This window comes from Mesorhizobium norvegicum (genome assembly GCF_004919685.1).
Taxonomy (GTDB): Bacteria; Pseudomonadota; Alphaproteobacteria; order Rhizobiales; family Rhizobiaceae; genus Mesorhizobium; species Mesorhizobium norvegicum.
In genome coordinates this window covers 72154-84390 of record NZ_SMYZ01000036.1, presented here as the reverse complement: position 1 = coordinate 84390, position 12237 = coordinate 72154, and the positions used below count along the sequence as shown (strand labels likewise).

Here is a 12237-nt window from a genome sequence, read left to right as displayed (position 1 = left end):
CATTTGGCGATGGCATGCTTGGCCTTTGACGAACGGATCAAGCGACCAACCTCATGCTCGTCCTGCCCAAAGGCGTCCGCCACATGCCGGCCTACCTGTCCCGCACCGTGCAGGAAGCGCTGGTCGAGGCGGTGAGAAGCATCGTGCAGCAAGCGCCGCTGTTCGTGCCGGCCATGCCGCGCACCGGTAAGGAGATGAGCGTGCGCATGACCAATTGCGGCCCGCTCGGCTGGGTCACCGACAAGGAGCATGGCTATCGCTACCAGCCGACGCATCCGGTGACCGGAGCGCCATGGCCGCCAATCCCGGAGGCGCTGCTCGAGCTGTGGCGGCAGGTATCGGGCTATGCGCACCCACCGGAAGCATGCCTGGTCAATTTCTACACGCCGGACGCAAAAATTGGCCTGCATCAGGACCGCGACGAGGCCGACTTTTCGGCGCCGGTGGTTTCCGTGTCATTGGGCGACGATTGCCTGTTCAGGGTCGGCCAGACGACGCGTGAGGGCGGCACAAAGTCGTTCCGGCTGAAAAGCGGCGACGTCGTGGTGCTCGGCGGCGAGGGTCGCCTCAGCTTCCACGGCGTCGATCGAATCTACCCCTCGACCTCGGCGCTGCTGAAGAATGGCGGGCGGATCAATCTGACGCTGCGACGGGTGACGAAGCCGGCCGTCACAGCTTCCTGAGCGCCACTTCCTCGATCAGGTGGTCGGCGCCCTTGCGCAGGATCAAGTCGGCGCGGGCCCGCGTCGGCAGGATGTTCTCGCGCAGATTCTTCAGGTTGATGTTGGTCCACAGGCCTTCGGCGATGGCGCGGGCCGAATCCTCCGAAAGCTGCGAGTAGCGGTGAAAGAAGGAGTCCGGATTGCGGAAGGCGGTCTCGCGCAACCGCATGAAGCGGGAAATGTACCACTCGTGGATCAGCTTCTCGTCGGCATCGATATAGATGGCGAAGTCGAAGAAGTCCGACAGGAAGGGCACGATCTTGCCGTCCTGCGGCAGCTTGCCGGGCTGCAGGACATTGATGCCTTCGAAGATCAGGATGTCAGGCCGGTCGATGGTGACGAACTCGCCGGGAATGACGTCGTAGGTGAGGTGCGAATAGACCGGCGCGCGGACATTGGGCAGCGCCGACTTGATGCCCGAGAGGAAGCGCAGCAGCGCGCCGACATCATAGCTGTCGGGAAAGCCCTTGCGTTCCATCAGGTTTTCGCGGCGCAGCACCTCGTTGGGCAGCAGGAAGCCGTCGGTGGTGATGAGATCGACCTTGGGGCTCGACGGCCAACGCGCCAACAGCTCCTTCAGCACGCGCGCCGTGGTCGATTTGCCGACCGCGACGGAACCGGCAATGCCGATGATGAAAGGCGTCTTGACGATGTCCACCGCATTGAAGAAGGCCTGGCGCTGCCGAAACAGCAGTTGGCTCGCCTCGACATGCGCGGACAGAAGCCGCGACAGCGACAGATAGATGCGCTTGACCTCTTCGAGGTCGACCGGGTCGTTGAGCGAACGCAGGCGGCGGAATTCATCCGCGCTCAGCGTCAGCGGCGTGTCGGCGCGGAATTGCGACCATTGCTCGGCGGAGAAGAAACGAAAGGGGGAATATTTCTCGGTTGGCGCGAGCTGATCCATCGAGATACCTGCCCTCCTCGCGGTCAGCCCTTGGGCCGTGACGCCTTCTCGGCGATGCCCGAACGCCCGGTGCGGCCTTCGAGTTCCCTAAGCACATCGCTCAACGGAACCCCGGAGAGGCCGAGAACGACGAGCCAATGATATATAAGATCGGCACTTTCCGAAACGAGGGCCTGTTTGTCGCCCTTGACGGCGGCAATCACGGTCTCGACCGCCTCTTCGCCGAGCTTCTGCGCCGCCTTGTCGATGCCGCGCGCGAACAGTTTTGCCGTCCAGGAATCCGGATCACCGGAATGGGCGCGTTCCCTGATGGTTTCTTCAAGATCTGACAGCGAAAACTCGGTCATGGCCGCCGTTTAAGACCGATTACCGAGGGAGTCCAGCCGCATCGGCAGCCCTGCGGCAGCCATATGCGCCTTGGCCTGCGCTATCGTGTAGGTACCGAAATGAAAGATGGACGCCGCCAGCACCGCGCCGGCATGGCCATCGCGAATGCCTTCGACCATGTGGTCGAGCGTGCCGACGCCGCCGGAAGCGATCACCGGCGCGCGCACCGCATCTGCAATCGCGCGGGTCAGCGCGATGTCGTAGCCGGCCTTGGTGCCGTCACGATCCATCGACGTCAGCAGGATCTCGCCGGCGCCGCGATCGACCATTTGGCGCGCGAATTCGACCGCGTCGATGCCGGTCTTCTCACGCCCGCCATGGGTGAAGATCTCCCAGCGATCGGCCTCACTGGTGCCCGACACTTTCTTGGCGTCGATGGCGACGACGATGCACTGGTTGCCGAACTTGTCGGCGGCTTCCGCGACGAAATCCGGATTCTTCACCGCCGCCGTGTTGATCGACACCTTGTCGGCACCGGCCAGCAGCAGCTTCCTGATATCGGCGACCTGGCGCACGCCGCCGCCGACGGTCAGCGGCATGAAGCATTGTTCGGCGGTGCGGGCGATGACGTCGAAGATGGTCTCGCGATTGTCGGACGAAGCGGTGATGTCGAGGAAGCAGAGCTCGTCGGCACCGGCCGCATCATAGGCCTTGGCCGCCTCGACCGGATCGCCGGCGTCGATGAGATCGACGAAGTTGACGCCCTTGACGACGCGACCGTTCTTGACGTCGAGGCAGGGGATGACACGGGCTTTCAGCATCACCTTCCCTCTATCGTGGCGATGAGATCGTTGAGCAACTGGCCGACCAGCGGCGGAACATCGGACTGCCCGTCGAAAGCCGGATCATAGGCGGAGACGGTGATGCCGACGACCGGCACCGCAAGCGCCATGGCGCAGGCCGCGTCGCGCAACTGTTCCGGGCTCGGCCCACCTGATGTGACGTAGCGGTTGGCCTGCAAGTCCTGGGGATCGTGCACGTCTAGATCGAGATGCATGTGCACGCGCTTGGCGCCGGCGACCTTCAGTCTTTCAGTCGCCTGGGCTACCCCGGAGCATTCCGTCCGGACGATCGGCAATGTCTCGAGAAGCTGTTTTTCAGCCGCATCGAGATCGCGGGCGTTGACGAGCACGCAGCGCGACGGATCGATCGGCTTGAAGCCGGGAATGGCTGATGCCATCGGACGCCAACACAGGCCGAGCACTGTCGCCAGCGCCATGCCGTCGAGAAAGCCGTAGATGGATGTCTCGGGCGTGTTGAGGTCGCCATGCTGGTCGGCCCAGATGATCGCATCGGCGGCTTCGCCGGCGACAGCACCTGCACTGGTCAGGCAATTTCCGGCAAGGACGATTGGAAACCGACCGGCGTCACGAGCAAGGCGAACCTCGGCCGCAACCGCGTTGCAGACGGCAAAGCCGGTGGCGATCTCGCGCTCCTGGATGTCTCCGACCCTGCCGATGTCTTCCACCGTAACGTCATGGCCGGCCATGGTCAGCGCGTCGACGAGACCGCCCGATATCAGCGCATCCGGACCCTGGCCCATGCCGCCATGGTAGTGACCACTGTCATAGGACGCCAGGATGATGGAGATTTTCACGGTCGCGTCTCCGCCGCCGGCCGGCCTTGCAGGATCGCCAGAGCCTCCGCCGGATCGATGCGGCCATCATAGAGCGCGCGGCCCGAAATCGCGCCTTCGAGCTTTTGCGCATCGGGCATGGTCATGCGCACGATGTCGGCGATCGAGGCGAGGCCGCCGGAGGCGATGACGGGAATAGACACTGCGTCGGCAAGGTCGATGGTGGCGTCCCAGTTGATGCCGGTCAGCACGCCGTCGCGGTCGATGTCGGTGTAGATGATGGCGGCAACGCCGGCGCCCTCGAACTTCTTCGCCACCTCGATGACGCCGAGGCTCGACGCCTCGGCCCAGCCCTCGACGGCCACCTTGCCGCCCTTGGCGTCGATGCCGACGGCCACCTTGCCCGGGAATGCCTTGCAGGCCTGCTTGACCAGATCGGGATCGCGCACCGCCACCGTGCCGAGGATGACGCGGGCCAGCCCGCGATCGAGCCAGTCCTCGATCTGCGCCAGCGTGCGGATGCCGCCGCCGAGCTGCACCGGATTCTTCGTCGCCTTGAGGATCGCGCCGACCGCCGCACTGTTGACGCTCTGGCCCTGGAAGGCGCCGTTGAGGTCGACGACATGCAGCCATTCGAAGCCCTGTTGCTCGAAGGCTTTGGCCTGGGCCGCCGGGTCGTCATTGTAGATAGTGGCGGTCGCCATGTCGCCGTGCTTGAGGCGCACGCACTGGCCGTCCTTGAGGTCGATGGCGGGGAAAAGGATCATCCGTTCAGGCACCTTCAACGATGACGAAATGGCCTGATGAGGCGGCAAGCCGGAATTTCGAGGCATGCTGATATTCCGGCGAATGATAGCATTCGACCGCCTTGTCGTAGGATTCGAACTCCACCAGCACATGACGGTTGCCGGTTGGTCCTTCCGGGCTCTCATGGCGCCCGGCGCGCACGGGGAATTTCGCACCGTATTTGGCAAAGGCGACGGCATTCGCCTCGATGTACTGCTTGTAAACCTCGGGATCGCGGACATCGATCATCACCATCCAGTAGCCCTTCTTGCTCATGATTTATCCCTTTGCTTAAGCATGATCTCTTCCGAAAACCGGGGGCCACTTTTCGGGATCATGCTCTAGGGCCTCCAGCGCAGGAAATTGGTGATCAGCGCCAGGCCCAGTGCCTGGCTCTTCTCCGGATGGAACTGCGTACCGACGAGATTGTCGCGGGCGACGGTCGCCGTCACCGGGCCGCCATAGTCGGCGACCGCCAGGACCTCGTCCGCCTTGCGCGCATCGAGATGATAGGAATGCACGAAATAGGCGTGCAGCCCGCCCGCGCCAGTCGGAATGCCGGCAAACAGCGGATGCTGGCGCTTGAGTTCTATCGTGTTCCAGCCGATCTGCGGGATTTTCAGCGCCGGATCAGCCGGCGTGATCTCCTTGACGTCACCCGATATCCAGCCGAAGCCGTTGGTGATTGTCTTTTCCAGGCCGCGCTCGGACATCAGCTGCATGCCGACGCAGATGCCGAGGAACGGCCGGCCCTTGTCGATAGCCACCTCCTCGACCGCTTCCCACATGCCTTCGACGGCATGCAGGCCGGCCGCGCAGTCGGCATAGGCGCCGACGCCGGGCAGGACGATGCGGTCGGCCGTTCGGACCCGTTCGGCATCAGCTGTCAGGTCGATCTCAGCCGATATGCCGGCTTCACGCGCGGCGCGCTCGAAAGCCTTGGTGGCCGAGCGCAGATTGCCCGAGCCGTAGTCGATGATCGCAACCCGCATGTCAGCTTCTTCCCGGGATGTGGGTCAGCCCCAGCGCGATGCCCGGCTGCGAAGGGCGCGCAAGGGTAGCATCGGGAACCATGCGCGGCACCGGCGCAGCCTCCTCGGCAAGCGTTTCCGCCTCCAGCGCATAGCGTATATCGGCATCGTCAAGCCTGCCGGCTTGTACCACGCCCCATTCGTGCCAGCCGCGCCGGCGAAGTGCCGATATGCGCAGGCCCTGCCCTTCCAGCCCGACATAGAGCGAAACCAGCAGCGACAGCAGCGAGCCGGCCAGCCCAAGGCCAAGCTTCTGGCCCAGCATCGAAAGCAGGCCCATGACGACGAAGGCAAGTGCTGCTTCGATCCACAGCCGATGCCAGGCGAACCAGAGTGGCGGCACCAGAAAACCAAGCCACGCGAAGCCATCGCGGACAAAGGCCGTCGTATCGACCTTCTCGCTGCGGCCGGGCGGTTCCATCACGACATAGCTGGCCATGGCCTTACCCCTTCAACGATCCCTTGGTGGAGGGAACCGCGTCCGGCTGGCGCGGATCGCGTTCGAGAGCCGCGCGCAGCGCACGCGCCACCGCCTTGAAGCAGGTCTCGGCGATGTGGTGGTTGTTGGCGCCATAATGGTTGGTGACATGCAGCGTGATGCCGGCATTCTGCGCCAGCGCCTGGAAGAACTCGCGCACCAGTTCGGTATCGAACGTGCCGATCTTCGGCGACGAGAAGGAGACATTCCAGACCAGGAACGGACGGCCGGATACGTCGATCGCCGCGCGCGTCAGCGTCTCGTCCATGGCAAGGTCGATCGAGGCATAGCGCATGATGCCGCGCCGCTCGCCGAGCGCCTTGGCCAGCGCCTGGCCGAGCGCGATGCCGGTGTCCTCGACCGTGTGATGGTCGTCGATATGCAGGTCGCCCTTCGCCTTGACCGTCATGTCGATCAGGGAGTGGCGCGACAGCTGGTCCAGCATATGGTCGAAGAAGCCGACCCCCGTGGCGATATCCGACTTGCCGGAGCCGTCGACATGGACCGACACGGAGATGTCGGTTTCCTTGGTCTTGCGGCTTGCTTCGGCGGAACGGGGCGGCATCACTCTATCCTTGTCCCAGAGGTTCACATCGTGACCGGCTCAGAGGCTTCAAGCGCTCGCAGGCTTGAAAACGAAAGCCTTCTAGCAGCATGGTCCGGCGATTGCCAGTTGCCATCCCGGACGGTATCGAGCCGTTTGCAATCATCGGTCCCATGCATACATATGGCCGATCAAAGTTACTCGTACCGCGCCAATCGCCTTTTTGGGATAGCGCTGCTCGGAGCCAGGAAATGTCCAATGAACTGACCATGCACGCCACGACCATCGTGACGGTGCGCAAGGGCAACAAGGTGGTGATCGCCGGCGACGGCCAGGTCAGCCTCGGCCAGACCATCATGAAGGGCAACGCTAAAAAGGTGCGCCGCATCGGCAAGGGCGGCAATGTGATTGCCGGTTTCGCCGGCGCCACTGCCGACGCCTTCACGCTGCTGGAGCGGCTCGAAGCCAAGCTCGAACAATATCCCGACCAGCTGACGCGCGCCTGCGTCGAGCTCGCCAAGGACTGGCGCACCGACCGCTATCTGCGCCGGCTGGAAGCGATGATGCTGGTGGCCGACAAGTCGGTGTCGCTGGCGCTGACCGGCACCGGCGATGTGCTCGAACCCGAATTTGGCGTCATGGCCATCGGTTCCGGCGGCAATTACGCCCTGGCCGCGGCCCGCGCGCTGATGGACAGCGACAAGGATGCCGAGGAGATCGCCCGCAAGGCGATGCAGATCGCCTCCGACATCTGCGTCTACACCAACAACAATTTTGTCGTCGAAACGCTCGATGTCGGCTGAGCAGGCCGACCATGATCCCGAAAAGTGGAAACCGGTTTTCGGGAAAGATCATGGTTGAACAAGAATATAGATACGATTTTCGGCCGGTGACCGAGAAAGACCTGCCGATGATCGCCGGCTGGCTCGCCGAGCCGCATGTTGCCGAGTGGTGGGACGATCCCGAGACGGAAATCGCCGGGATTCGCGACCACATCGATAGCATTTCCGTCGAGCCGCTGATCGTCGAACTCGACGGCAGGCCGATCGCCTATCTGCAGAGCTACGACCCGCATCTGGAAGACGACCATCCCTATGCCGACCAGCCGTTCGGCACGCTGGGCATCGACCTGTCGATCGGCCGGCCGGAGCTGATCGGGCTCGGCCATGGTTCGGCGATCGTGCGGCAGTTCGTCGAACAACTGTTCGAGGAAGGCGTGCCGCGCGTCATCATCGACCCTAACCCCGCCAATATCAGGGCCATCCGCGCCTATGAAAAGGCCGGCTTTGTTGCCTTTGACACCAGAACAACGGAATACGGGCCAGCCCTGATGATGGCGCGCGACGCGACGCAGGAGCCCAATTGATCAGCGCCGAAACACTCGACAAGGCAGTCGCGAAAGGTTTGATCTCGCAGACCCTGCGCGATCAGTTGGAGGCCATGGAACGCGCGGTCGCTGTCGCCCCCGAGGCCAGGCGCACCGATGACGAGGGTGACGAGGAAAACCTGCGGCTGGTCGGCGGCGGCAACGATCTGTTCGTCACCGTGGGAACCGTTCTGCTCAGCGCCGGCTTCTTCTTTGTCCTCACCACCTTGCTTCCAGGCCAGACATTCTGGATCGCTGGCATCCTCGCGGTTTTCGCCTGGGGGCTCGCCGAAATTGTCACGCGTCAGCACCGGATGAAATTATCGTCGTCCGTGCTTGCCCTGATTTTCATGGCCGCCATTCTGGCCGCTCTGGCGCTACAAGTGGAGGCCAGCTTCGGCATACGCAAGCCGGAGACTATCTGGCAGCTATTGGCGTTGCGCCAGACGGCGTCCCGGGCCGGATATCTGTTCCTGGGCGGAGGAATAATTGCGGCGGCGATCTATTTCTGGCGCTTTCGCGTCCCCATCATTGCCGGGGCTATCGCCATCGCCTTGACACTGCTTGCCTTCCTGCAAACGGCGATAATCCTGTATGACAGTGTGACAACGGGGGCGATCGCGCCACCGCGCCTTGAGGATGTTCCCGAATTGCTCCGCGCGGCACTTTACATGCCGCTGATCTGCGGCCTGATCGTGTTCGCAACGGGTGTAGCTTTTGACATTTACGATAGGGATCGACGCAAGATCTGGTCCGATTGCGCTTTCTGGCTGCATGTCGTCTCGGCGCCCATGCTGGTGCATCCGCTCTTTATCATGGCAACCGGCCAGAACGTCGTATTCGGACATATCGCGCCGGATGCCAATGCAACCATCATGCTGACGATCCTGATCCTTGGCTTCCTCTATGTCGCGCTTGCCATAGACCGCCGTTCGCTTCTGGTTCCTACATTGGCTTACTTCGGCTCGCTGGGCATCTATTATCTGGTGAATTCCGCCTCCGATTCGACGGGTATCCCGCCTTTTGCCTTGATCCTGGTCGTTGTTGGCGCGCTGATTATTCTGTTCGGGGCTGGCTGGCAGCGTATCCGGCGGATTGTCGTCAAACCCACCTTGCCGGCGACCGTGATCCGCCGGCTACCGCCGCTGAAGGCGTGATGGGCTTTGTGATGGTCGAGACGGCGACGCGGAAGAGAGGCAATAGGGCATGAACGCATCGGGCGACGACAAACAGGTCTCGGCCTACGAAAACAGCTGGCGGATGGGGCTGCTGATCGTGCTTGGGCTGATCATTGCCCAGGCCGTCACGCTCTATCTGATGGGCCGGACACCGATCTGCACCTGCGGCTACGTCAAGCTCTGGCATGGCGTCGTGCAGAGTTCGGAGAATTCCCAGCACATTTCGGACTGGTACACCTTCTCGCACATCATCCACGGCTTCCTGTTCTACGCGCTGGCCAGGTTCCTATTCCCGCGCTCGCCGATCGGCTTGAGGCTGGCATTCGCCGTTCTCATCGAGGGCGGCTGGGAGCTGCTCGAGAACAGCCCGTTCATCATCGACCGCTATCGCGCCGGCACGATCTCGCTCGATTATTACGGCGACAGCATCATCAATTCGGTATCCGACACACTGGCCATGGTGCTGGGATTTGTGATGGCGCGAAGGCTACCTATATGGGTGATCGTCAGCCTCGCCATCATCTTCGAACTGGGTACCGGCTATCTCATCCGGGACAATCTGACACTCAACGTGATCATGCTGCTGCATCCGTTCGAGGCCATCAAGCAGTGGCAAAGTGGAATTTAGTGATATGAGCACCTTCTCTCCCCGCGAAATCGTTTCGGAACTCGACCGCTTCATCATCGGCCAGAAGGACGCCAAGCGCGCCGTGGCCATTGCCTTGCGCAACCGCTGGCGCCGCCAGCAGCTGGAAGGCCAGATGCGCGAAGAGGTGATGCCGAAGAACATCCTGATGATCGGGCCGACCGGCGTCGGCAAGACCGAGATCTCGCGCCGCCTGGCGCGGCTGGCCGGTGCGCCCTTCGTCAAGGTCGAGGCGACCAAATTCACCGAAGTCGGCTATGTCGGCCGTGACGTCGAGCAGATCATCCGCGACCTGGTCGAGATCGCCATCGGCCTGGTGCGCGAGAAGATGCGCGAGGACGTCAAGGCGCGCGCCCACATCAACGCCGAGGAACGCGTGCTGGAAGCGCTGGTCGGCAAGACGGCGAGCCCGGCCACGCGCGATAGCTTCCGCAAGAAGCTGCGCGACGGCGAACTCGACGACAAGGAGATCGAGGTCGAGGTTGCCGATACCGGCACTGGCGGCATGCCCGGTTTCGAGATCCCCGGCATGCCGGGCGCCAATATCGGCGTACTCAACATCAACGACATGCTGTCGAAGGCGATGGGCGGCAAGAAGACCAAGACGCGCAAGACGACGGTGAAGGAATCCTACGACCTGCTGGTCAACGACGAATCCGACAAGCTGCTCGACCAGGACGAGGTGGTGCGCCGGGCACTCGATGCGACGGAAAATGACGGCATCGTCTTCCTCGACGAGATCGACAAGATCGCGTCGCGCGAAGGCGGCATGGGCGCCGGCGTTTCTCGCGAAGGTGTGCAGCGCGACCTGCTGCCGCTGATCGAAGGCACCACGGTGGCGACCAAATACGGACCGCTGAAGACAGACCACATCCTGTTCATCGCCTCGGGTGCGTTCCACGTCTCGAAGCCGTCAGACCTGTTGCCGGAACTGCAGGGCCGCCTGCCGATCCGCGTCGAGCTGCGGGCGCTGGAGAAGGACGATTTCGTCCGCATCCTGACCGAGACCGAAGCGAGCCTGATCAAGCAGTATATCGCGCTGATGAAGACCGAAGGCGTCGACCTGACCTTCACCGACGACGCCATCGATTCGCTGGCCGGCATCGCCGTCGACCTCAACGCCAGCGTCGAGAACATCGGCGCAAGGCGGCTGCAGACGGTGATGGAGCGGGTGCTGGACGAAATCTCCTATGACGCGCCGGACCGCAACGGCACTAGCGTCACCATCGACGCCGCCTATGTGGAAAAACATGTCGGCGATCTGTCCCGAAACACAGATTTGTCGCGATTCATCCTTTAAACGACGGCGCCGGGCCATTCCGGCGCCGGTCCAGGCACATTTTCCGGCGAACAAAATCATGTGTGGCCAGATGGTACCATCTGGCCACCTTTCGTAGTGCCGGGTGAAGGGGTGCTCTCGACTCGACCAAGAGCTTTACCTAGTTTGCGCGGCAATTCTCGATCTCTTGGTTGACGCAATCCCGGACGGAAAACCGTTTCACACTTTTCCTGGAATTGCTTGGGCGGCGGCGCATGAAAAAACTGATCCTGATCATTCTCGGCTTGACGATGGCGGCGACGCTGTACGCCACTGAGGCGTCGACATTGGTGCCGGCGGGAAACCGCAATGCCGAGCAGCCCGACATTCCCGGCGCCTCCAGCCGGCGCACGCAGGCGACCAACACCACCTTCCAGGCGAAGTACCGCAAGGTCTACGCCCTGCTGCAGAACGACGCCGAATTGCGCGGCAAGATCAGGAAGGCCGCGGCCGCCTACGGCATCGATCCGATGCATATTGTCGGCGCCATCGTCGGCGAGCATACCTACAATGTCGATGCCTACGACCGGCTGCAAACCTACTATGTCAAGGCGATCTCCTACCTCTCCAGCAAGCTCTCCTTCGCTTTTGACGGCGAGGACATCACCGATTTCGTGCAGCGGCCGGAATTCAAGAAATGCGCCGGGATGTCCGACAGCTATGATCTGTGGGAATGCCGCGAGCAGGTGTGGAACCATTCGTTTCGCGGCAAGAGCGTCGGCGGGACAAGCTTTCCCGACGACCGTTTCGGCGCCACCTTCTTCCAGCCCTACTATGCCGGCCAGACCTTCGGCCTCGGCCAGCTCAATCCTTTGACCGCATTGCAGATGAGCGATCTCGTGCACAAGGTGTCGGGCCTGCCGAAGCTCGATGTCGGCGATCCCAATTCGGTCTACAAGACCATCATGGATCCCGATCTGACGCTGCCTTACGTCGCCGCGACGATCAGGAAATCGATCGACGCCTACAAGAGCATTGCCGGCTTCGACATTTCGGGCAATCCGGGGCTGACCGCCACGCTCTACAATGTCGGCAATCCGGAGCAGCGCGCCTATGCGCTGAAGGCCGAGAACGACAGGCGCCGGGCCGCCGGCGAGCCGGAGAAGCTGCCGGAGGAGAATTATTACGGCTGGCTGGTGAATGATAAATTGTCGGAGTTGAAGGCGCTGTTTTAGCGCGCTGCATTCAGCTGCGGGCTAGAACTTTCGGCGTTTGCGCCGCCCCTCATTGCCCTGCCGGGCATTTCTCCCCGTAGAACGGGGAGAAAGAGGCTGTGCCGGCGCTTTCTTCAATCTCGA

16 protein-coding genes are annotated in these 12237 nt (G+C 62.4%); 7 read left to right on the top strand and 9 right to left on the bottom strand.

The window, feature by feature from the left end; translation table 11 throughout:
* Positions 1-53: 53 nt before the first annotated feature.
* Positions 54-683: an alpha-ketoglutarate-dependent dioxygenase AlkB family protein gene (locus FCU66_RS14285; RefSeq protein ID WP_136616488.1), complete on the top strand. Its 630-nt coding sequence runs from the start codon at positions 54-56 to the stop codon at positions 681-683.
* Here FCU66_RS14285 and coaA read toward each other — a convergent pair.
* The 9 genes from coaA to hisB all read right to left on the bottom strand — a co-directional run bounded on the left by coaA (position 670) and on the right by hisB (position 6452).
* Positions 670-1629, bottom strand: coding sequence for a type I pantothenate kinase (coaA, locus tag FCU66_RS14280; protein WP_136616489.1), 960 nt, complete (start codon positions 1627-1629; stop codon positions 670-672). The genes FCU66_RS14285 and coaA overlap by 14 nt on opposite strands.
* Positions 1630-1652: 23 nt before the next feature.
* On the bottom strand, positions 1653-1976 hold the full coding sequence (locus FCU66_RS14275) for a phosphoribosyl-ATP diphosphatase (protein WP_136616490.1): 324 nt from the start codon (positions 1974-1976) through the stop codon (positions 1653-1655).
* Positions 1977-1985: 9 nt separating this feature from the next.
* Positions 1986-2780: an imidazole glycerol phosphate synthase subunit HisF gene (gene hisF / locus FCU66_RS14270; RefSeq protein WP_168991748.1), complete on the bottom strand. Its 795-nt coding sequence runs from the start codon at positions 2778-2780 to the stop codon at positions 1986-1988.
* On the bottom strand, positions 2777-3613 hold the full coding sequence (locus tag FCU66_RS14265) for an arginase family protein (RefSeq protein WP_136616492.1): 837 nt from the start codon (positions 3611-3613) through the stop codon (positions 2777-2779). The genes hisF and FCU66_RS14265 overlap by 4 nt, the downstream gene beginning before the upstream one ends.
* Positions 3610-4359, bottom strand: coding sequence for a 1-(5-phosphoribosyl)-5-[(5-phosphoribosylamino)methylideneamino]imidazole-4-carboxamide isomerase (gene hisA / locus FCU66_RS14260; protein WP_136616493.1), 750 nt, complete (start codon positions 4357-4359; stop codon positions 3610-3612). Before hisA ends, FCU66_RS14265 begins: the two co-directional genes overlap by 4 nt.
* 4 nt (positions 4360-4363) lie before the next feature.
* Entirely contained in the window at positions 4364-4654 is a 291-nt protein-coding gene (locus FCU66_RS14255) for a DUF1330 domain-containing protein (protein WP_136616494.1), read from the bottom strand.
* A gap of 65 nt (positions 4655-4719) precedes the next feature.
* Positions 4720-5370, bottom strand: coding sequence for an imidazole glycerol phosphate synthase subunit HisH (gene hisH / locus FCU66_RS14250; protein WP_136616495.1), 651 nt, complete (start codon positions 5368-5370; stop codon positions 4720-4722).
* A gap of 1 nt (position 5371) precedes the next feature.
* Positions 5372-5848 (bottom strand): DUF2628 domain-containing protein, encoded by a 477-nt coding sequence (locus FCU66_RS14245; RefSeq protein WP_136616496.1) that lies wholly within the window; start codon positions 5846-5848, stop codon positions 5372-5374.
* A gap of 4 nt (positions 5849-5852) precedes the next feature.
* Positions 5853-6452 carry an imidazoleglycerol-phosphate dehydratase HisB gene (gene hisB / locus FCU66_RS14240; protein WP_136616497.1) on the bottom strand — a complete coding sequence of 200 codons (600 nt, stop codon included), beginning with the start codon at positions 6450-6452 and terminating at the stop codon, positions 5853-5855.
* A gap of 230 nt (positions 6453-6682) precedes the next feature.
* Between hisB and hslV the strand changes: the two genes are divergently transcribed.
* The 6 genes from hslV to FCU66_RS14210 all read left to right on the top strand — a co-directional run bounded on the left by hslV (position 6683) and on the right by FCU66_RS14210 (position 12114).
* Positions 6683-7234: an ATP-dependent protease subunit HslV gene (gene hslV / locus FCU66_RS14235; protein ID WP_127289530.1), complete on the top strand. Its 552-nt coding sequence runs from the start codon at positions 6683-6685 to the stop codon at positions 7232-7234.
* 50 nt (positions 7235-7284) lie between these two features.
* The gene (locus FCU66_RS14230; protein WP_136616498.1) at positions 7285-7797 is read left to right on the top strand and encodes a GNAT family N-acetyltransferase; all 513 of its coding nucleotides are present in this window, start codon (positions 7285-7287) and stop codon (positions 7795-7797) included.
* On the top strand, positions 7794-8954 hold the full coding sequence (locus FCU66_RS14225; RefSeq protein ID WP_168991749.1) for a hypothetical protein: 1161 nt from the start codon (positions 7794-7796) through the stop codon (positions 8952-8954). The genes FCU66_RS14230 and FCU66_RS14225 overlap by 4 nt, the downstream gene beginning before the upstream one ends.
* 49 nt (positions 8955-9003) lie before the next feature.
* Positions 9004-9603, top strand: coding sequence for a DUF2585 domain-containing protein (locus tag FCU66_RS14220; protein WP_136616499.1), 600 nt, complete (start codon positions 9004-9006; stop codon positions 9601-9603).
* Between the two features lie 4 nt (positions 9604-9607).
* Positions 9608-10921, top strand: a complete 1314-nt coding sequence (gene hslU / locus FCU66_RS14215) for an ATP-dependent protease ATPase subunit HslU (protein ID WP_136616500.1) — start codon at positions 9608-9610, stop codon at positions 10919-10921.
* Positions 10922-11154: 233 nt separating this feature from the next.
* Positions 11155-12114: a DUF1402 family protein gene (locus FCU66_RS14210; protein WP_136616501.1), complete on the top strand. Its 960-nt coding sequence runs from the start codon at positions 11155-11157 to the stop codon at positions 12112-12114.
* The last annotated feature ends 123 nt before the right edge of the window (positions 12115-12237 follow it).